Here is a 20,647-nt window from a genome sequence, read left to right as displayed (position 1 = left end):
CGACTCACCTACCGCTCTCAAAAAGCGAAGCAGAAGCTCCAAGCGGTTTAGTTGCAGATCCAGAGGGCAAGGAGTGACTTAATCAACATCCCTTTCTATTTCCGATAAGGTTTATTGTCAAGTGGCAACGGCTTTACCAAATTCAAGGTGCGGAGGGACTGAAGCTAGGCTATTGGGGCACTCAAGGCTACCTGAAGCCAAAGGAGCAGCAAGCCGTGATGGAGTGGTTACAGCAGCAGCAAACCTGTCAACTCGAGCAGTTGGTCACTCACATTGAGGCGACCTACGGAGTCGTTTTTCAATCGAAACAGAGCTACTACGACTTGCTGCACCAAGCGGGATTGTCCTGGAAGAAAATGCAAGCCCGACGTCCCCAGAAAGATGAAGCGCAAGTCGCCCAAAAAAACACGAGATTATGGAGCTACTCGTGAAGTGGCGCTCAGCGATCGCCCGTGGACAAGTGCGGGTGCTGTTGCTCGACGAGTGCCATTTGCTGTGGGGAGATATCTGTGGTTACGTTTGGGGCAAAACGGACCAGCGCCTTGAGGTGTCCATTCCCTCTGAGCGGCAAAGACAGACCTACTATGGAGCCTTCGACTACCACAGTAAGCAGTTTTATGTGCAAGCTTACGATGCAGGCAATACGGACAACACAATTGCTTTCCTGAAGTACTTGCGTGCTCTTGATGAGCCGGCCCGGTTGCTCATTATCTGGGATGGAGTCAGCTACCATCGCTCTCATCAGTTACGAGAATATTTAGCTCAAGTGAACACAGGGCTATCTGCCTCAGAATGGAACATCACCTGTATTCAGTTCGCGCCTCACGCCCCGGAGCAAAATCCCGTCGAAGACATTTGGCTACAAGCTAAACAGTTTATTCGTAAGTTCTTTATATGGGGCAGTCGTTTGCGGCAGTGAAGTATCTGTTTGAGTTAGTGACGCATCAGCAACGCTTTACGTTTGAGAAAGCATTCATGTACGGCTGACCTTATATCCTAATTAGGATTGCTATATGAGTTTCCGCAGGCCTGCTCAGGTTTCCTTAGCAGAAAGCTTGCACTATTTAAGTATGTTTTCTACAAAAGTGTCAAACTTGGTCATGCTTGAGCCTTATCCCCGAAAGCTGCTTGACGAAGTCACGATGAGGTGTAGGCCAAGCGATCGCCCTACATGCCCACAGTTTCAACTCCGGATATAAATGCAGCGGGTAAAACCGAAAATGTTTAAGGCAGACGAGTTGAGGGCTGTACCATAGAGCTATCAGTTGCCTCGCGTTTTTTAGCATCTCAAAGTTTTGTCTATGTCACCCCTAGACTTCGTCCAGCAACAAGCTCAGCAAGCTCTGACAGAAGCCAAATTAGCCGATTTGCGGGCATGGATGGCAGCCTATCAACTGGATGGCTACCTGATTCCCTCGGCAGATGAGCATTTAAACGAGTATTTGCCAGAAGCCAAACAGCGTCGGACTTGGATCAGCGATTTTACAGGGTCAGCAGGAGACTTCTTAGTTGGGACTGAGCAAAGCTGGCTGTTTGTGGACTCTCGTTACTACGAACAAGCCGATTTACAGGTGGATCCCGCAGCCATCCAAGTGTCTAAGTTGGGCTTGGAAGGTCACAAAACTCTAGTCGAAACTCTGGAAGCTCTCGGACAAGCCGCGATCGCCACTCAGCAACCTTTTCGTTTAGGGGTTGATCCCTTCACGGTGGCGGTGGATCAATGCCGCGAGTTACAAAAACGGCTGGCTCCAGCGGGCGTGGTGCTGGTGAGCCTTCCCGAAAATTTAGTCGATCGCGTGCGGGAATCAGCCGCTTGGGCAGATGGTCAAACTCCTGCCAGTTATGCCGCCTCTCGGTTGTTTGCGGTGCCAGAAACCTTAACCGGAGAAACCGTCGCGCAAAAGCTAGAGCGGTTACGGCAAGCCATGCAGAAGGCCCAAGCCGATATCCTGCCGCTCACCAAACTCGATCAAATTGCTTGGTTGTTGAACCTCCGAGGTTGGGATGTTCCCTACAATCCCGTGTTTATTGCCTACACCATTGTCGCCGCTGATCAAGCGTTCCTCTTCACCAATCTAGAGCGCATTGACACCGAGATCCAGCAATCACTCCAACTCCATCTCACCTTGCTGTCCTACGAGCAGTACGCTGAGACGTTGCAGTCTTTGCTTAATCAGCCGCGACCCCTGCGGGTTTGGATCGATGCCAAACATACCACAATGGGTACCTACGAGCTGGTTCAGGAAAGCTCTAAGACTGGCAAAGTCCAGATTGTGGAAGCCCCGAATCCTGTGGAGGGGATGAAAGCTCGTAAAAATGCAATCGAAATCGAGCAGATGCAACAAGCCAACCTCAAAGCCAGTCGGGCAAAGGTGCGAGCCTGGAAGTGGTTTTCCGATCGCTGGACAGCAGGCGATCGCGTCACTGAGTTTGATGTGGCAGAGGCGATCAATCGATTTTATCAAGCTGAACCGGGATTCCAAGGACTGAGCTTCAACACCATCTCCGGTGCGGGAGCCAACAGCTCTATCGTCCACTATGGCACTCCCAACCTTGATGTAGACCTGCAATCGGGTCAGTTGTTACTGCTCGATTCGGGAGCGCAGTTTCTCTCTGGCACTACCGACGACACCCGCACCTTTGTGGTCGGAGAACCCACCCCAGAGCAAATTGCTCGCTATACGGAAGTCTTGAAAGCCCATATCAACTGTGCCATGCAGCGCTTTCCTAAAGGCACACCGGGATGCCAACTAGATGGCATTGCGCGATCGGCCATGTGGCAAGCGGGACTTGATTACGGACATGGCACAGGCCACGGCGTGGGAGCCTTTTTGAATGTGCATGAAGGGCCGAATGGCATTAATAAGCGATCGCAAGAACCTTTTGAACCAGGCATGGTAACGAGTGTCGAACCTGGCTACTATGAACCTGGTTGGGGCGGTATCCGCATCGAAAACCTCTACGTGGTCAAAGAGGTCGCGACAGAAAATAACGGTGCATCTCCCAAAGGCACCTGGTATGAGTTTGAATCGCTGACCTACATTCCGTTTGACAAGCACCTGATCGACTGCGATCGCCTCAATCCGCAACAACGAGAGTGGCTAGAGCATTATCACGTCCAAGTCGTGGAGAAACTAGCATCCACGCTTAACCCTGATGAAGCTGAGTGGCTCCAATTTGCTTGCCAGCTTTAAGCTATTTGCTTTAACTCCTAACTAGCTACAGGTTGCCGAGCTTCCAATTGTTGTTCCAAAATCGCTACCACCGCCATTTCTTCGGGGTTTAAAGCGTAAGCAGAATCTGAGGCGGGTTGCTGCATCGCTTTTTCCAAAGTGGATATGAGTGATCCGTCTAGATAAGCATCCAGAATAGCGGGATGCACATAATACTTGCGACATGTAGCAGGTCGATTACCAAGATGTGCTGCTACGTTTTTAATCGCCTGATTGATATTTTTCTTGGCCTGAGTTTGCGACTGAAACGGACCCATTGCATCTAACTCTAAAGCCGCCATAACTGTACCCGACCAAGTTCGAAAATCCTTAGCAGTGAAGTCTTGCTTGGTTATTTCTTGCAAATAAGTATTGACTGCACCAGAATCAATGCACTGGCTTTGGCCTGCGTCATCGAGATATTGAAACAACTCGTAGCCCGGAATTTCTTGGCAACGTTTGATGATGCGAGCCAAACGGCGATCGCTAATTTGAATATCATGATCAACGCCACTCTTGCCTCGAAACTTAAACCGTAACGTAGTGCCAGAAATATCTACATGCTGGCAGCGCATAGTTGTGAGGCCAAAAGAGCGGTTAGTCCGGGCATAAGTTTCATTGCCCACCCGGATGCAAGTTGTTTCTAAAAGCCGCACCACTGTAGCCAGAACCTTTTCACGAGACAATCCGCGCAACCCCAGGTCATGATCTACCCGCTCTCGCAGGGTGGGTAAGGCATCGCTAAAGGCAATCAGTCGGGTAAATTTGGTTTGATCTCGTACCTGCCGCCACAACGAATGGTAGCGATACTGTTTGCGTCCTTTAGCATCTCGACCTGTGGCCTGAATATGACCGTTGGCAAACGGACAGATCCAGACATCTTTGTAAGCAGGCGGAATGGCTAATGACTCAATCCGTTGAATCTCCTGGCGATCGCGGATGATTTTACCGTCTATGTTCAGATAAACAAACCCTTTTCCTCTAGGTTGGCGTTGAATACCTGGGCTGTCATCATTGACATAGCGTAAACCAGCTACTTGAGCCGACTGGACAGGATCGGTAATGAGCGAGGCTAAAAATTTTCGCCGCTGCGATCGCTTGGAACGCTGACGTTGCAGTTGCATGAGTGGTTTAACTGATTTTGCTAGAAGGAAAAGAGTTTTACGTATTGGTCACTCTAGCGAATTGGTTAAGTTCCTCACTCTGTAAAAAAGTATAGGCATATAGTTCACCCAACGAGCAAATCGTCGCCAGAGAAATAAGCCCTCAGGGGAGTAGTAAAGGGGCAAAGCAAAATCAGAAAATATCAATTGTGTAATTAATAACCCGTGAAAAAACATGGTCCTCAAACTTAATGTCCCAACCATCTCTGGCCCTGATTCGGTAGAAGATATCAAGAGAACCATCAAAACTACTGAGCCCGATGCCAAAGTTGAAGTAGATGTAGAAGCCAAAACGGTCACGGTAGAATCTGGCGCATCAGAAGAAACCATCAAGCAGTTAATTTCTGCAACTGGTCATCAAATTGCCTAATTAGACCTGGGATGGCTCACTGCTAATCGAATCCTGTATTAGTAGGGTATGGCATGATGATCAAGGCTGTTCCATCTCGTAAACGCTGACACCTGATTAAAGCAATGAGCCATCACAAAAATCCTTTATCTCAAACTCCGATTGAAGAGTTGCAGCTTTCAATGCAAGCTTACGGTTTTTTGAAGCGCACTCAAATCCATTCGCTCGCCGACTTGATCAACTACACCGAAGAAGACTTGAGAATTCTAGATCCTACTGCTGCTGAAGAAGTCATTGCAGCCCTTCAAAGCCGCTTGGGCATTACCCTGCAAAATGTGGATGCTCAAATAATTTAAGCCATTTCTAATTAGGCCATCGCCTAGCATTTAGCTAGGAGCGTTGAGTGCTCCTGTGCTTGCTAGCTAAAGGCTAAACTTTTGCTGAGTTGTATGGTGCTATACCGCATTACGTGAAGCGATCGCTAAGGATGAAGCTCCAACACCATCTAAAACCTAGACTCCTGGAGAATTTCAAGCAGGTTACTAAACCGAAATTCTCTAAAAGCTGAGTCTGCTTAAGTTAAAAAGTGTCCACTTACTTGGATAGAAAGTAGTAGAAAAATAGTCTCAACTTGAGGTAGAGGGTACCTCAAATTAGAGGTGTTAGCTTAATAATTAAGCGCACAACTTAATTTCTAGATGAATAATTTTCGCAGGTTTGCTGCCAATAAAAATAACAATTAGTATCTTAGCTTACGGTTTTAATTGTTGTTCAAATTGTATCATTCAACCTCTGATTTTATTTCATCTAGCTGATAAAGCTTTACAAGCAAGTTTGCGTGCTCTGCGACATCAAAACTCTCTCTTGCTTGAAGTTATCGCCATGTCTGAATCTCTCTCTCTTAAAGACCCAATCAGTATCCTGACAAACAGTAAAACGACAGAATTCTCATTGGTTTTAGCCAACGTCAGGCATGGTGTTTGGCTTTTTGGTATCCCTGCTTGGTTATTTGCAATTATTGATAGAAGCTTTTCTGCCTTAGCGGATAGCTGCTTTTCAGCGGTTGAAATTCTCCATTTGAGCATGGCCTCTTTGTTTTTTATCAGCTGGTTATGTCTCAAGCCAGAAGAGTCCTCACAGAGGGATACTGTCGGGGCTGTCTGGGAACCTGCACCCGGTTCTGAGTTATCTGAGCATGAACTTTTTCTTCAAATGGCTCAAGCGAGAATGACAGAGCTAGAAGATCGGCATATGATTCGGCAGGAATATGACCTACCGTTTCCTCAACTGTGTCAGATTTACCACTTGCTAAACCTGAAGCATTTAGAAAATGTGCACAGTTTTAGCTTAAATAACTTGAGAATCGTTAAGGTTAGTCAAGTAAACGCTACTTCTATCGGTGGCCACATCAAGTTTCAAACCATTTTAGAATCTCCATTTAACGTTTTAAGAATTTGGCGGCAGCCAATTGTAGAAGTTGATTTGATCTTGCACAGTCCTTACACCGTTGAGTTGAGCATTCCGGTTTATAACGAAAAACGAATTACAGTTTTGTTCAATGCCATTCCGCTGAGCGAGACAGAACATAAATTTCTCATCGACATCTATAGCGATCTGCCTTGGCCGAAACCAGTCTTGCAAGCTGTGTTGCATGTTTCTGCTTGTTTGACTTTGTTTGAAGATTTACCTTATTTGCACAAACTGGCTCAGAGGAACCTCGATCGCTTGGTTAACTCTAGCCGCCTGCCCAGTCATGAGACGATGTGGCTATTTGGACGGTTTGTGTCCCTCTATGGCTCAAGTGCTCAATCTCTACCCGCTGCTAGAGCGATCGCCTAAACACCTAAACGTAGAGCAATTATCCCCAGATTAAACAAAACTACAAATCACAAAACCAATGGCAAGATTAAACGCACAAGTCTTGCCATTGTATTTTTTGCACAACATATTTCGTAGCATCACCAGACCACGTTGAAGCGTAGGATTTTGGTTAATTCAAAATTTGATTTAGAGAGATCTGGCTTTTAGTTGAGCGATCGCCCTCAGTCTGTATCAAGCTCTACCAAACTGATTAGGCAGATCAGCTAAATCTCTACATGTAACTTAGGCTACATGATTATGCGCCTGGAACAGTTGCAAGCTTTTTTGGCCGTTGCTGAGACCACCAGTTTTCAGCAGGCGGCCCGTCGATGTGGAGTCACCCAATCTACCATCAGCCGCCAAATTCAGGCGCTGGAGGGAGATTTGGGCTTGTTACTGTTTCACCGCACAGCCCAAGCTCGTCTGACTTTGGGGGGGGAGCGGCTGTTGCCACGGGCTCGCAAAATTTGCCAGGAGTGGGAATTAGCTGCGACCGAATTAGCTGATTTGATGGCAGGAAAGCAGCCAGAGTTGTGTATTGCGGCTATCCATTCGGTCTGTGCCCATTACCTACCACCTGTCCTTCAGCATTTTTGTCAGGATTACCCAGACATTCAATTGCGTGTGACTGCCTTGGGTAGCGATCGCGCCCTTAAAGTTTTGAAAGACGGCTTAGTTGACTTAGCCATTGTGATGAACAATCGTTTGCTGACGACGGGGCCAGAAGTAGTCGTTGACCCGCTCTATAACGAATCCATCGAAATTTTGATGGGAGCAAACCACCCCTTGACCCAATACGACCGAGTGCCTTGGGCAGAATTGGTGCGGTATCCTCAAGTGGTCTTTAAGGATGGCTATGGTATGCAGCGCCTTGTCCAAGAGCAGTTTCAACGTCAAGGGGCAACCTTAAACGCCGCCTTAGAATTAAACACACTAGATGCATTTCGAGGCATTGTTCGTCAGGGTAAGCTAATTGCCTTACTGCCCAAAGCAGCAATTTTTGATGCTCATATTGACCCCACCTTGGCGATACGACCCACCGATGAACCTCTGTTGTTGCGTCAAGTGGTGTTAGTCACGACCCGCGATCGCCTGCAAATTCCTCCGATTCAGCGATTTCGCGAGTTAGTTTATCAATTGATTCGAGATCAAATTTCTGGACTTTCTGAGAGCACTTTGGCTCTAGATGCCACAGGCTCACTGCAGGCTGTATGATCCTTTAGCGGTGTTTCTGCCCAATTTCGAGCCAAACACCTGAGAAAACATCTAAAGACCGTTTTACTTGAGCTGCGACCATGAGCGATGCATTTAGAGAACTACTGCGGAAAGTTGGCAGTGGCCCCCATACGGGGAAGAATTTGGATCGCTTAGAAGCAGCCGCAGCCACCCGCATGATGTTGCTCCAAGAGGCGACTCCAGCCCAAATTGGAGCCTTTATGATCGCTCACCGCATCAAGCGACCGACCGGAGAAGAGCTGGCAGGCATGCTCGATGCCTATGCAGAACTAGGCCCCCAGTTGCAGCCTTTAGGCTCAAAGCAGACTGTACTTGTACTTAGCTCCCCTTACGACGGGCGATCGCGCACTGCTCCCATTAGCCCTCTCACCGTGTTGATTGTGGCGGCAGCAGGCTACCCTGTGATTATGCATGGGGGCGATCGCATGCCCACCAAGCAAGGATTGCCGCTAGTTGAAGTTTGGCAAGGGTTAGGAATTGATTGGACTCGGTTGACCCTAGAGCAAGTGCAGCAAGTGTTAGCTGCTACTCAACTCGGTTTTGTTTACCTGCCCCAACATTTTCCTCAGGCGCATGGGCTGGTGCCTTACCGCGACCAGATTGGCAAACGCCCGCCCTTCGCTACGCTAGAGCTGCTTTGGGGGCCTTATGCTGGAAGTGCTAATATTGTGTCTGGTTTTGTCCATCCGCCCACTGAAGTCATGCTCCAAGATGCCTTTCAGTTGCGAGGGTTTCCCGCTTATTTCACGACAGTCAAAGGATTAGAAGGCAGTTGTGACTTACCGCGCGATCGCACAGCGATCATCGGTTTGGGACAGGGCGGAGCTGATTTTTCCTTAGAGCGCTTGCTGCTAGCTCCCCGCGATTACGATTTTGCTGGCATAGATGTGCCTCTAGGGGAAACGACTCAGCTCATAGCTGAGATGCAGGCAGTTTTGCAAGGCGATCGCTCTGAACTGGCGCGATCGGCAATTTGGAATGGGGGATTTTATCTCTGGCGCTGTGGCGCTTGTGCAGACTTAGCCACAGGCTTAACCCAAGCCGAAGCACTACTCACCCAAGGACAAGCAGTAGCCCAACTACAAAAAGTGCAACAGGCAATAGCAGGGCTAGCGTCAGATCTCCAGGATCATGCCTTCGCGGGCTAATAATCCGCTGGGAAATGCTACTTTTAGTTGCTCACCCACTTGGTCTAAAAAGTTATCGTCATGAGTGGGGTCATGGTGAAACATCGCAACGCGCTTTACACCCGCTGCTTGGGCTACCGCGACTCCAGCCTGCCAAGTAGAATGCCCCCAGCCTACCTTGGGAGTCTTAGCGTCGTGATACTCTTGGTCGGTGTAGCAAGCATCGTAAATTAATAAATCAGCATCACGAGCCAAGTGGAGCAGATTTTCATCTAAGTGATCGGGGAAATGCTCCGTATCAGTGGCATAAACCACTGTTCGACCTTGCCAAGTCACTCGATAACCCATTGCGGTATTCGGATGATTCAACGAACCTGTTTCGATCGCGATGTCATCTAGCCTGAATGCATCTCCAGGGGTTAAGTCATAAAACTTGAGGTCTGACTGCATTACCTGAATTGGCACCGGAAAGTTAGGATGCAGCATTTGATCGCTCAGACGCTGCTTCATCGTCGCCCCGTTCGGCGCGATCGCCCCGTAGATGTGAAAGCAATTACCGGGAACGAAAGCGGGGGTAAAGAAAGGAAACCCTTGAATATGATCCCAGTGAGAGTGAGTAAACAGCATATAAGCTTCTACTGGCATCTCCTTGAGCAGTTCGCGACCTAAAACCCTTAGGCCAGTGCCACCATCAAAGATTAGCCGCTTACCGCCCACCCGCATTTCAACACAGGACGTGTTGCCGCCATAGCGAACCGTTTCAGCTCCAGGAGCTGGGATGCTGCCACGGACACCCCAGAATTGCACTAGAAACTCCTGAGAGCCAACGCTTGTGGTCTGGGTGTCTGACTCGTAGGCAGACGGTGAGTTCTGAGGGACTGAATTAGACTCTGACATCTTCGATCAAACCAGGCCTTGGTAGCATGTGATTGTATCGGAGCACTTCCGCTAGCCGATTGTGCTCGTCCACCAAAATCACCGTAGGACAGTGAGTTTGGACTTCGACAGCATCAAACTGTGCGTAAGTCATAATAATGACGCGATCGCCTTTCATGCCCAGACGCGCAGCGGCACCATTTAGTTCAACTGCTCCAGAATTAGCTGGGGCTGGAATTGCATAGGTAATGAGTCGCTCGCCGTTAGCCACGTTGACCACTTGCACTTGCTCATAAGGGAAAATTCCCGCTGCATCCAATAAAACCTCATCAATACTGATGCTACCCACATAATTGAGGTTGGCAGCAGTGAGTGTGCAACTGTGAATTTTGGCTAAGAGGAGCGTCCGATGCATAGTAGAGGAAAGTCTTCTAAAGGAAAAAGTTTAAAGCCTTAGGTCACCCAAACACCTTAATTAATTATGAACCCTCTCGTTTCGTCTATACTGGCACAAGTTATTAAGGTCGGGAAGACTTTGGGATCAACTAGGTAAATACTAGTAGGCAGATATTAAGAGTTGGCACTTCGCTGGCTTTACTGGCTGAGCCAATATCCTTAGTAATTGTGTTCACAGCTCAACCCTCATTTACCTGCAGCACCCCCCTCCTAGAGGAGAGGGGCAAGGAAGAGATTAGCTCAAGTTAATATCTCAGCCTTAGCTCCATGACTCTTAATAAGTACTAGAGCCTCAGTGAGTTCTAGAGCCAGAATCTTAGCCTTTTTCACTTCCAGCTTTGATGCACTCCTCAACTAGAGGCATCACTTGGTCTACATCTTTCCAACCCAAGATTTCGGTGACTTTTTTCTCCAAATTCTTGTAGGTTCTAAAGAACTCCGCAATCTCGTCTAGGCGGTGTTGAGCAACGTCTTTGAGAGATTTCACATGGGCGTAACGTGGGTCTTTGTCAGGAACGCAAAGAATTTTTTCGTCGCGATCGCCCCCATCAATCATTTCTAACATTCCAATCGGACGAGCAGTAATGACGCACCCTGGAAAAGTGGGCTGATCCATGATCACCATGCCATCGAGAGGGTCGCCATCATCTGCCAAGGTATTGGGCACAAAGCCGTAGTCGTATGGATACTGGACAGAGGCGTAGAGGACGCGATCGAGCGCCATGGCTTGCAGGTCTTTATCGAACTCGTACTTGTTTTTGCTGCCCGCAGGAATTTCGATTAGGACGTTGATCAAACCTGCTTTAGGTTGTGCAGGAATGCGCGATAAGTCCACAGTATTTCTCCAAGTTAACAAGATGACGGTCTATTGAAAGCAGATGTCAGCAGACATCTTGGCATTGACTGAATTAGCCAAACCAAACAAATGCAAGCAGAGCGAAAAGTTTTGCTAGAAAACTCTTCACTTTACTGCGACTCAACTAAGTACCCTAGACTTGGCTCAGCCATCACAATGTGGTGTCTAGCCAGTTCGTACTAGTTACTAGCATTTTAGGGGAATACGGTTAACGCCGAACTGACAATCCGGTACTCACAGCCATAATGGCTACAGCTAGGACAGAGAATCGCTGCTGAATCGGAAATTAAGGGCATTACTCTCGGCTCGATCTGGTTCAAGCTCACCATGATGTCTGCGGCTTAAAATCGTCCCAATTTGGGCTTCTACTACTTACATTAGTTCTCCTAATCCCTTGGCCCCGGTAATGAGTAGGTCTGCTGCGGCTGCAAGGGTTCTGTTCTGTTAGGCGAATAATGAGCAATTACGTAAATTGGTAAAGTCAAGGTCAACAAGGCAATTGCAGTGCCAACGACATCTGCCAATCTATGACTAGATCGGCCAGGAGGGTTGGCGGATTGGCCACCTGATTCCATAAAAGGCTTAGTTTTTAACTAACTCTGATAGGTTAACTTGCGTAAGGGCTGGGTCGTCAGCCCCTCTAGATATAATTTTAGCTATTCCCGCAGAGTGGACTGTCTTGCAGCCTACAGTCTCAAGAATTTACGTTAGAGCTTTGAGATTTCAACAACTGATGGATACTCTTGAGTTCTACTAAGATTGCCCGCAAGACTTCGAGACTAGCGTTCTGGGCTGACTCTTGCACCTCAATGGTGACCTGCCGAATTCCTAAAACATCTTTAGCAAACCGAGCCACTTCGTTGGGGTGAAACAAGAGCGGATCGTTAGGATTTAAGCGCAATTCCGGATTGAGACGCTTGGGATCGTAAGGAGAGTTCAATTCCTGTGGATCAGTATTGGCATATCGATACACAGAGGCTCGTGATCGATTCAACGCTTTCTGTACTGCTTCCACATCCATCAACTCAGGCTGAGCCATTCCAACTTCGAGTTCCATGCGTCAATTTCTAATGGATGAACTACTGGATTAACTTAAGGCTTGTATTAACTTAAGATTGACAATCTCAATCTTACGCTCTTAAGCCCGTCTGGACGCGCCATAAGCTAGCGTAAATGCCTGAGCGGTCTAACAGTTGGTCGTGTCGCCCTTTTTCAACTAAGCGACCTTGCTCCATGACGTAAATGCAGTCAGCATTCCGCACCGTGGAGAGACGATGCGCGATCGCAATAGTAGTGCGGTTTTGAGTAATGGTTTCTAAGGATTTCTGGATCGCGGCTTCGGTTTCGTTGTCCACCGCAGAGGTGGCTTCGTCCAGAATCAAAATCGGCGGGTCTTTGAGCACAGCACGGGCGATCGCGAGACGTTGCCGCTGCCCTCCGGATAACTTTTGGCCGCGTTCACCCACAATCGTGTCGTAACCCTGAGGTAATTGCATGATGAAGTCGTGAGCTTCGGCGACTCTGGCTGCTGCAATAATTTCGTCCCAATTTGCTTCAGGGCTGCCATAGGCAATGTTTTCTCTGACCGTGCCGTGAAAGAGAAATACGTCTTGGCTCACTAAGCCGATCGCGCCTCGTAAGTCCTGGAGTTGCAAATCCTGTAAAGGAATGCCATCTAACGTGATCGTCCCCGATTGAATTTCGTACAGACGCAGCAGCAATTTAACCAGGGTACTTTTACCAGACCCTGTAGAACCGACAATGGCAATCGTTTTTCCGGCGGGGATGTGTAGGGACAAATCCTCAATTACAGGTTGGCGATCGCGATAAGCAAACGTGACGTGTTGCAAATCCACTTCACCGCGCACCGACTTCACGGGCAGAGATAAATGGCCTGAATGAATTTCAATTGGGGTATCGAGCAGATTCATCACGCGGTTGGTCGAAGCCATTGCCCGCTGATACTGGTCTAGAGTTTCACCCAAGCGAGTCAGGGGCCAGAGTAAGCGTTGCGTCAAAAACACCATAACGCTGTAACTCCCCACCGAGAGTCTGCCAGCCACCGCCTCCATCCCACCCAACAAAAGAATGGCAATAAAGCCAAACAAGATGATGATGCGAATTAGCGGCACAAAGGCGGCACTGAGCCGAATGGCCCGGTAGTTGCTGCGACGATAGCCTTCACTTTCCGTTGCAATGCGCGATCGCTCATACTGCTCGGTCGTAAAGCTTTTAATCGTCGTAATGCCGCTGAGGTTGTTAGAGAGCTGACCGTTGAGCAAGCCAACTTTCTCACGCACCTCGGCATAGCGGGGGGCCAAACGTTTCTGAAAGGCGATCGATCCCCACAGAATAAACGGCATGGGCAACATGGCAAGCCAAGCCACACTAGGAGCCAGGATAAAAAAAGCTCCTCCAATAATCACAACTGTGGTAGCAACTTGGAGCACTTCGTTAGCGCCAAAATCCAAGAACCGCTCTAGTTGGTTAATGTCATCGCTGAGAATCGACATTAAGCCGCCAGTGCTACGTTCCTCAAAAAAGGCTAGCTCTAGGTTCTGGAGGTGGCCGTAGGCATCTAGGCGCAGATCGTGTTGAATGTTTTGCGCCAAGTTGCGCCACAGCCGAGCATAGGCGTACTCAAACGCTGATTCCAAACCCCAAATCACAGCGCTGAGAACCGATAAAATTACTAACTGCCCAAAGACATCTCGGACGCCAAACTGGGCCAGCCAAGAATTTTGTTTTTGTACCACCACATCAACCGCCGCCCCGATCAGAGCAGGTGGAGCTAAATCAAAGATTTTGTTCAGGATGGAGCAGGCGATCGCCCAGCGAATTTGTGAGTGATACTGATGCCCATACTGAATCAGGCGCTGTAGCGGGTGCTGTGAGTGGGATTGTCTGGGTTGCTGAGGCATGCGGTGTTGCGATCGCAAAGAAAAAAACAGCGACAAGCCGTAGAGGTCGCTGCAAGTTTCTCAAACCCTGGAACCCAACAGCAAAATAGCTCAGATGGCAGTCGCTGATAAAAACTAAGATAACGAATTGGCAAAGCTAGTAAAAGCTTAACCCCGTGGCGCGATGGGGCGATTAACGGCATCGCGGTACTGTTGCACTTCGTTGGTGTACCCGATGGGTAGCACTGCTTCCACGTTTTCATGAGGGCGAGGAATAATCACCCAAGTCTCTAAGGCACCGCCATAAACAGTTTCTACGGCTTCAATACCAGCTGCCATAGCAGTTTTAACTTCTGATACATCCCCACGAATGTTAACGGTAAAACGAGCGCTACCCGCTCGGATATAGCCCACTAACGTCACGCGGCCTGCTTTGACCATCGCATCGGCGGCAGCCAACACCGCCGGAAAACCTTTCGTCTCAATTGAGCCAACAGCTTGTGCTGAACTACCCGCCTGTGGAGGCATTGCCAATCTCCTGAATTAAAAAGTTAAGTAAGAGAGCTAAAAACCGCTATGGAAATGATTGAGCTAGATCCCTGTCCTGATTAAAACATGCGGAACGGTTCATCTTGCTCGGTGTAATGGATGGGGAGCACCTGTTCTACATTCTCCGGAGGATTGGGAATAATGTAGTGGCTAACAACCTCAGCCCCAAATACCTGTTCTACGGATACAATGCCAGCCTCTACAGACCGCTTTACTTCTGAAACTGGCCCCCGGACAGCCACCAGAAACTCGCCTCTTTCGGCCAGACCGTAATACACCAGAGTGACTGATGCCGCCTTGACCATGGCATCTGCTGCTGCTAGAACCCCTGGAAACCCTAGTGTTTGAATAACGCCAACTGCCGCTGGCATGGCTAAGCTCCTGAGTCACAGAATACGTGCAATCAATTGTACGAGGCTTCGTCACCAATTGGCATAAATGGACAGCTCCTTTTGCCTGACTTTGGCTTTAGAGGCAGTACTTCTCCGAGTGATTACTAAAGGTGAACTTGCTAAGAAGTTGCTCCGAAGCTATTGATATAGCCGCTAACTCATAGCTAGTCTCGGCCAGGCGATCGTCAACCGAACTTTCACTGATAAAAACTAAGATGCTCGCAAAGACAAGTTGATATTTCAGGTATTTCTCAGGTTCACCCTACGCAACTAACTGTTAGATGAATAGATCATTATTAAAGTTTTGATTACTTAATTCCATTAAGAAAATTAATTAGATTCATCAAGATTGGTTACCTACCGTAACGTGCTTTTTTGAAGGACCCGAGAAATCTCGCAACTTTATCTATAGCCAAACCATATACCTTATTTCAGAGCTCAAATCATACAAATGCCTCAGCTTATGCCTCAGCGAAAGTCTAGAAAGGACTCCATTGCGAGTTCCCCCATAGCAGAGGGTATTCTGGCTAAGCTGCCCTTAGAAGCACAAAAATGGGCAGAGAGCTTACCCTGGGAACAACGCCGTTATGTCCTATCTTTATGCCATTTGATCTGTGCTACGCCTCCGGAAAAGCAAGCTGAGTTTTTGGATGATTACACCGCTGATGGTTTAGTTTCTAGGGTTTTGCAGGATCGAGACAACAAAGAAAGAGTAAAAGGGTATCTAAACGGGTTTCATATTTATACAGAATTGAGCGAATTAGTTTTAAGAAATTATATTAGACAGTTCTATATCCATTCTGCTCAGGATGCTCATCGCCAACCAGATCTCTATCTAGAATCTGCTCTTAAGTTGGTCACCAATATAGAAGAAAGAAATAACGTCTTCAACTATATCTTGGGCTTTGAACTCCTTAAAATGATGTTTCGTATGAGTTGGTGGGAGCACGAGAAACTATATCGACTGCAACGCAACCAAGAAGCATTCATCAAAACCTATATCAAGCCGATTCAAAGAGCGCACGAAATTAACGGCATTATTGTCCCTAGAGATATAGATGTTTTCTTTGCCAAGCGCGATCACTTTATTCAAAAGCCCAAGGTTTCTGACAGGAAGCTCATTGAGTTGGTAATGGCTACTTTCACAACCGACGTGGTAACTAACTTTGGCTTCTCGATTATTCGTCACCTGAAATCTTTCTGTTTCGATTACGAATATGTATTTGAACCTGAGCCTGAAGCAATTTTTCAATAGCTCAGCGATCGCCTTTCATTCTTCGCCTCTCATCCGCGCTTTCAATCGGCGATCACACCTTATTGGCTTAAGCAACTAACTCTGCTAACTCCATCCAGCGCTCAGTCGCCTGATCGATCGCTCGGGTCAGTTCTGCTAAGCGCTCTGAGAGTTGTTGCACCTCACTAAAACCAGAAGGTGGGTTATTATAGAGCGTTTTTTCGATCGCTTCCTTCTCCGCTTCCATCTCAGGAATTTTAGTTTCTAGCAGCTCAAATTCACGCTTTTCTTTATAAGAGATTTTTCGTGATTTATCGCCATTTGCCGATTTAGCAGTTGGCTCTGAGGTAGTTGACGCTGCCGGCTGGTCTGGCTTTGCAACCGTAACTTGCCTGGCTTCCTCTTCTTCTTCCTTTTTCTTGAAGTCTAGATAAACTGAGTAGTTACCGGGGTATTGACGTAAATTTCCGCCCGGTTCCAAGGCAAAAATTGTGTCTATGGCGCGATCGAGGAAATAGCGATCGTGAGAAACAGCAATCACACAACCATTAAAGTCCTCTAAATATTCTTCTAAAACTGCCAATGTTTGTACATCCAAGTCATTGGTTGGTTCATCGAGAATCAACACATTGGGCGCACTCATCAATATCCGCAGTAGAAATAACCGACGTTTTTCTCCCCCAGAAAGTTTGTGAATCGGGGCATATTGTTGATTGCCAGGAAACAGAAAGCGCTCCAGCATCTGGGAGGCGCTAATTTGGCTGCCATCAGCGACTTTAACGAACTCCCCCACTTCCTTGATGTAATCGATTACTCGCTGATCTTCGTTGAGAGCGGTCAACAACTCTTCTGAATGTTGGTCAAAATAGCCAATGTGAATGGTAGAACCGATTTCGACGGTACCTACGTCTGGCTGCACCCGCCCAGTGATAATGTTCATCAGCGTAGACTTTCCTGCCCCATTGCCGCCAATGATGCCCACGCGATCTTCGGGATTGAAGTTGTAGGTAAAGTCCTTGATTAAGGTGCGGTCATCATAGGCTTTAGAGATATTTACTAAGTCAATCACTTTTTTGCCAATGCGACGGCCTGGGGTGGATATTTCCACTTTGCCTGGGCCTTGCTTGAATTCCTGCGATCGCATATCTTGAATGCGCTGAATCCGAGCTTTTTGCTTGGTACTGCGAGCTTTGGGGCCACGCTTCAACCACTCTAGTTCTCGACGCAAAACTCCTTGGTGCTTCCGCTGAGTGCTAACAGCAGATTCCTCAGCTAGGGCTTTTTTCTCTAAGTAGTAAGAATAATTACCGGAGTAACTATACAGATCCCCTCGATCAATCTCAATAATGCGATTAGTCACGCGATCGAGAAAGTAGCGATCGTGAGTAATCAAGAGTAACGCACCCCGAAAGCGATTGAGATAGCTTTGCAACCATTCCACAGAGAGCGCATCTAAGTGGTTGGTAGGTTCATCCATCAGCAACACGTCGGGACCAGCCATCAAAGCAGCCGCTAAGGCAATTCGCTTCCGGTATCCGCCCGAAAGAGAGCCAATTTTAGCTTCAAAGTCTTCAATTCCCAGTTTGGTCAAAATAATTTTGGCTTGGGTTTCTAGTTCCCAAGCGCCTACCGTATCCATGCGCTGCGAAACAACGGATAACTGAGCCATCAACTGATTCGCATCACCGTGACCATGCGCTAATTTGTCCGAAAGCTCCTCATACTCTCGTACCAGCGCCATTCCTTCTCCGCTGTCAGCAAAAACTTGCTCTAGAACGGTGTACTCTTCATTCAGGTCAGGCTGCTGGGGTAAGTAAACAATTTTGATACTAGAATTGACCAGAATTTGTCCAGCATCAATCGGTTCTAGCCCCGCAATCATCTTTAGGAGAGTAGATTTGCCAGAGCCATTAGTGCCAATCAGACCAACTTTATCGTCAGCATTAAGGCTGAAGCTGGCATCTTTGAGGATTTCCTTAATGCCAAAGTCTTTCTGAACCGACTGTAGTGTGAAGATACTCATGGAGCTGCTGGACCAAGCAAAATTGAAGACTAGGTGGAGCAATTAAATCTTACCGAAAGAACTCTTGGCAAGAATTAAATTGCCCCAGCTTCAATAGTAAACGTTGCAACCTAGAGAATTTGTTTTTTCATGAGCTCCCCAGCTAATGCAACTCCCATCAAGTTTCTGACTTGTGCGCGTAGTAGCTGGAAATATGCTCATAGACATGCTCTGGAAACTCTAGCTCCTTATACACATTGCAAGCGTCGGGATCACTGGCATCTGGGCAAATGGGGAAGTCTTGCTGCTGTTGCCATTCCAAAATGCGATCGCGTTTGGGTGGATTGTAGTCTTTACCCTGCACTTGCTGAAACAACGCTTTGGCATCGGTTTCGCTGCAATCAGGCGCTTTTTGCAAATAACTGATCAGTTCGTCTTCTTCCATAAAGTGACGCGCGATCATGGCGAACGTCAACTTGCCATAGTGACCAATATCTTGGCCTGCATCTAAAGCATCTAAGAGATGCACCATCATCTTGCTTTTACGGAGTTCTTCAACTGGCATAAATTCAAATTCCCTGGGAGATCAATTTTGGTTGAGATCGCTACTTGGTGCCTCGGCTAAGGCTCACCTAGCGACTTGGCCACTTCTTTTATAAAGGGTTTAAGAAGAACAGCCGTCTTCCAGAAGAAGGTGATCTTGATAGTACAAAAATACTGCTTAAGATGGGGGTAAAATGACCTGCAACTCTGGCCAGCGATCGCGTAGAACTCCAGCTAACGCTTGCAATCCCCACTCTTCACTACGACGATGCCCTACCACAATGACATTGATCCCCGTTTCTAAAACAGCAGAGCGGGCTGGCTGGCGAAACTGCCCTGTAATGTAAATCTCTGCGCCACGTGTTTTGGCATCTCGCACTAAAGCCTCTGTCATAGCTCCCACAACCGCGACTTTAGTGACTATCTGAGGTAAACCTCTTTCTACTGCTTCGCAGCCGCCAAATGCTCGTTGTACGCGATCGCAAAAACTCTCAAAACGCTGAGATGAAGTACTACCCAGCATGCCGATCGGTCGTCCAGCTTTTGGGCCCAAAACTTCTAGCTCAAAGAGGCCCAAAGTGTTGGCGAGCAAAGGATTGAAGCCAAGAGTTATCTGCTCATCGAAGGCTAAGTGGTAGGCTACTACTCCTACATGCGCAGGCAGTTGATCTCCTTCAAGCTTCCAAGGCCGATGCAAAAATAACGCATCTATCTCTGTTTCAGTTGCCCATTCTGCTAAATCGGACCAAGGCTCTAAAGCTAAGCCTAAGCGCTGAATTGGGCGATTTGAAGGTCGATAAATACCACCGGGATCAAGCTCAAATTGATGAACTCGCAAGAATTGATCTAGAAATTCAGCTAGTTGCGCGAGATAAATCATAAAGAAGACATATAGTAGCGATCGCAGTTGTACCCCAAGCAGTGCCTAATTTCTACCAAATCACGGCTGCGGCGATAAAGTTGCAGTACACCGATCCACTGGCTGTCATAATTGGCTAGCTAGTGTAAAGAGTCCCTATAGTTCAGTATTTTGAAGTTCTCCAAAACTGCTAAATGCGATACCATGTACCCGGCGGCAGAAATAAAGTTGAAGGAGATCTCTTTTGGTGTCCGTCTTGCTAACCGCTTCAAGGTGGACAATTGCTCAAAATTAGCCAGCACAGCAGTTTGAGGCTTAAATAAAGAGCGATCGCGCTGCAAATCCTCCGGAAAACACATTAATGCAGGTGTGGATTTAATCAAGGCCTTACTCAGGTATCTCTAAAGATGAGGGCGTAAAACTACCGAATTCTACACAAAGAGACTAGAGACTTACTGCTTACCAGGGTAGAAATACAGTAGAGGTTCAAGCCAGATCGTTTTAATCTCAAGACAGTCAAGGAACCGCGCAGCAATCGCTTCTAGAGCCAAGAAAAAGAACCGCAACACTCTATAACCAGGCTGCCCCCGCTATCCAAGTATCTCAGCCGCAACAACTGGATTTACCTAATCCGCAGGAGAAACCAATGAGAGATTTTGTTTTGGACGCTCCCAACCAAGAACGCTACACCTACTTCATTGCGTTATATGGCCGGGACTACCAACAACGGACAGGTTTGCTGCATATCAAGCATGATTTTGGTGATTCGATTCGTGACCTGCATACTCTAATCAGAGACAGACTGAACGAAGTTTTAGGTGAAGAAACTCCTTCTTGCTATCACATCTTGGCGTTAGCTGCCCCAGAACCAATTCCCTGCCCAGCTCCCACTAACTAAACGGCCCTTAGTGCACATTTGGATCTGTAGTCGCTACCTGCAAACTTGGCCTTTGAGCTTTTAAGCTCTATACCATTCTTAAACTCTTACTTCGGCTGAAATTTACCAAAATTGACCAGGTTGCGAGGTAAACTG

The 20,647-nt window shown here is 47.6% G+C and carries 22 protein-coding genes; 10 read left to right on the top strand and 12 right to left on the bottom strand.

Going from position 1 to position 20,647, the window contains the following annotated elements:
• Window positions 1–218: 218 nt before the first annotated feature.
• The 3 genes from H6F90_RS05125 to H6F90_RS05115 all read left to right on the top strand — a co-directional run bounded on the left by H6F90_RS05125 (window position 219) and on the right by H6F90_RS05115 (window position 3,194).
• On the top strand, window positions 219–431 hold the full coding sequence (locus H6F90_RS05125) for a winged helix-turn-helix domain-containing protein (RefSeq protein WP_190550809.1): 213 nt from the start codon (window positions 219–221) through the stop codon (window positions 429–431).
• Complete coding sequence (locus H6F90_RS05120) at window positions 428–919, top strand: transposase (RefSeq protein WP_190550808.1); 492 nt, start codon at window positions 428–430, stop codon at window positions 917–919. Before H6F90_RS05125 ends, H6F90_RS05120 begins: the two co-directional genes overlap by 4 nt.
• Before the next feature lie 382 nt (window positions 920–1,301).
• The gene (locus H6F90_RS05115) at window positions 1,302–3,194 is read left to right on the top strand and encodes an aminopeptidase P family protein (RefSeq protein WP_190550807.1); all 1,893 of its coding nucleotides are present in this window, start codon (window positions 1,302–1,304) and stop codon (window positions 3,192–3,194) included.
• 17 nt (window positions 3,195–3,211) lie between these two features.
• Here the strand turns inward: H6F90_RS05115 and H6F90_RS05110 are convergent, their stop codons facing one another.
• Window positions 3,212–4,336, bottom strand: coding sequence for a DNA topoisomerase IB (locus tag H6F90_RS05110; protein WP_190550805.1), 1,125 nt, complete (start codon window positions 4,334–4,336; stop codon window positions 3,212–3,214).
• A gap of 214 nt (window positions 4,337–4,550) precedes the next feature.
• Here H6F90_RS05110 and H6F90_RS05105 point away from each other — a divergent pair, with 214 nt between their 5' ends.
• From H6F90_RS05105 to H6F90_RS05085, 5 genes are all read left to right on the top strand, one after another.
• Complete coding sequence (locus H6F90_RS05105) at window positions 4,551–4,745, top strand: cation transporter (RefSeq protein WP_190437425.1); 195 nt, start codon at window positions 4,551–4,553, stop codon at window positions 4,743–4,745.
• A 104-nt stretch (window positions 4,746–4,849) separates the two neighbouring features.
• Window positions 4,850–5,080 carry a DNA-directed RNA polymerase subunit alpha C-terminal domain-containing protein gene (locus H6F90_RS05100; protein ID WP_190550803.1) on the top strand — a complete coding sequence of 77 codons (231 nt, stop codon included), beginning with the start codon at window positions 4,850–4,852 and terminating at the stop codon, window positions 5,078–5,080.
• A gap of 526 nt (window positions 5,081–5,606) precedes the next feature.
• Window positions 5,607–6,563 (top strand): hypothetical protein, encoded by a 957-nt coding sequence (locus H6F90_RS05095; RefSeq protein ID WP_190550801.1) that lies wholly within the window; start codon window positions 5,607–5,609, stop codon window positions 6,561–6,563.
• Between the two features lie 273 nt (window positions 6,564–6,836).
• Window positions 6,837–7,799 (top strand): LysR family transcriptional regulator, encoded by a 963-nt coding sequence (locus H6F90_RS05090; protein ID WP_370587952.1) that lies wholly within the window; start codon window positions 6,837–6,839, stop codon window positions 7,797–7,799.
• A gap of 80 nt (window positions 7,800–7,879) precedes the next feature.
• Complete coding sequence (locus H6F90_RS05085) at window positions 7,880–8,968, top strand: anthranilate phosphoribosyltransferase family protein (protein ID WP_190550799.1); 1,089 nt, start codon at window positions 7,880–7,882, stop codon at window positions 8,966–8,968.
• On the opposite strand, the gene H6F90_RS05080 is transcribed toward H6F90_RS05085, so the two are convergent.
• The 7 genes from H6F90_RS05080 to H6F90_RS05050 form a co-directional block, all read right to left on the bottom strand.
• Window positions 8,936–9,844 (bottom strand): MBL fold metallo-hydrolase, encoded by a 909-nt coding sequence (locus H6F90_RS05080; RefSeq protein WP_190550797.1) that lies wholly within the window; start codon window positions 9,842–9,844, stop codon window positions 8,936–8,938. The two genes, H6F90_RS05085 and H6F90_RS05080, sit on opposite strands and share 33 nt — an antisense overlap.
• Window positions 9,831–10,238, bottom strand: a complete 408-nt coding sequence (gene panD / locus H6F90_RS05075) for an aspartate 1-decarboxylase (protein ID WP_190437438.1) — start codon at window positions 10,236–10,238, stop codon at window positions 9,831–9,833. Before panD ends, H6F90_RS05080 begins: the two co-directional genes overlap by 14 nt.
• Window positions 10,239–10,595: 357 nt before the next feature.
• Complete coding sequence (locus H6F90_RS05070) at window positions 10,596–11,114, bottom strand: inorganic diphosphatase (protein WP_190550795.1); 519 nt, start codon at window positions 11,112–11,114, stop codon at window positions 10,596–10,598.
• 715 nt (window positions 11,115–11,829) lie between these two features.
• Window positions 11,830–12,192, bottom strand: a complete 363-nt coding sequence (locus H6F90_RS05065) for a resolvase (RefSeq protein ID WP_190550793.1) — start codon at window positions 12,190–12,192, stop codon at window positions 11,830–11,832.
• A gap of 73 nt (window positions 12,193–12,265) precedes the next feature.
• A complete protein-coding gene (locus tag H6F90_RS05060) occupies window positions 12,266–14,092 on the bottom strand; it encodes an ABC transporter ATP-binding protein (RefSeq protein WP_370587951.1) in 1,827 nt (608 codons plus the stop codon).
• Between the two features lie 111 nt (window positions 14,093–14,203).
• Window positions 14,204–14,563, bottom strand: coding sequence for a carbon dioxide-concentrating mechanism protein CcmK (locus H6F90_RS05055; RefSeq protein ID WP_190437446.1), 360 nt, complete (start codon window positions 14,561–14,563; stop codon window positions 14,204–14,206).
• 80 nt (window positions 14,564–14,643) lie between these two features.
• On the bottom strand, window positions 14,644–14,955 hold the full coding sequence (locus tag H6F90_RS05050; protein ID WP_190437449.1) for a BMC domain-containing protein: 312 nt from the start codon (window positions 14,953–14,955) through the stop codon (window positions 14,644–14,646).
• A 484-nt stretch (window positions 14,956–15,439) separates the two neighbouring features.
• Between H6F90_RS05050 and H6F90_RS05045 the strand changes: the two genes are divergently transcribed.
• Window positions 15,440–16,231 carry a cobyrinic acid a,c-diamide synthase gene (locus H6F90_RS05045; protein ID WP_190550792.1) on the top strand — a complete coding sequence of 264 codons (792 nt, stop codon included), beginning with the start codon at window positions 15,440–15,442 and terminating at the stop codon, window positions 16,229–16,231.
• A gap of 67 nt (window positions 16,232–16,298) precedes the next feature.
• Here the strand turns inward: H6F90_RS05045 and H6F90_RS05040 are convergent, their stop codons facing one another.
• From H6F90_RS05040 to H6F90_RS05025, 4 genes are all read right to left on the bottom strand, one after another.
• Window positions 16,299–18,233, bottom strand: coding sequence for an ABC-F family ATP-binding cassette domain-containing protein (locus H6F90_RS05040; protein WP_190550790.1), 1,935 nt, complete (start codon window positions 18,231–18,233; stop codon window positions 16,299–16,301).
• A gap of 157 nt (window positions 18,234–18,390) precedes the next feature.
• Entirely contained in the window at window positions 18,391–18,777 is a 387-nt protein-coding gene (locus tag H6F90_RS05035) for a hypothetical protein (protein ID WP_190550788.1), read from the bottom strand.
• Window positions 18,778–18,933: 156 nt separating this feature from the next.
• Window positions 18,934–19,635 carry a Nif3-like dinuclear metal center hexameric protein gene (locus H6F90_RS05030; RefSeq protein WP_190550786.1) on the bottom strand — a complete coding sequence of 234 codons (702 nt, stop codon included), beginning with the start codon at window positions 19,633–19,635 and terminating at the stop codon, window positions 18,934–18,936.
• A 119-nt stretch (window positions 19,636–19,754) separates the two neighbouring features.
• The gene (locus H6F90_RS05025; RefSeq protein ID WP_190550784.1) at window positions 19,755–19,997 is read right to left on the bottom strand and encodes a hypothetical protein; all 243 of its coding nucleotides are present in this window, start codon (window positions 19,995–19,997) and stop codon (window positions 19,755–19,757) included.
• A gap of 263 nt (window positions 19,998–20,260) precedes the next feature.
• Here H6F90_RS05025 and H6F90_RS05020 point away from each other — a divergent pair, with 263 nt between their 5' ends.
• Window positions 20,261–20,512: a hypothetical protein gene (locus H6F90_RS05020; protein ID WP_190437465.1), complete on the top strand. Its 252-nt coding sequence runs from the start codon at window positions 20,261–20,263 to the stop codon at window positions 20,510–20,512.
• Window positions 20,513–20,647: the final 135 nt, after the last annotated feature.

Origin of the sequence: Trichocoleus sp. FACHB-591 (genome assembly GCF_014695845.1) — a bacterium.
Classification (GTDB): domain Bacteria; phylum Cyanobacteriota; class Cyanobacteriia; order FACHB-46; family FACHB-46; genus Trichocoleus.
Note: the sequence above shows the minus strand (reverse complement) of the source record. Positions and strands in the feature narration are given on the sequence as shown.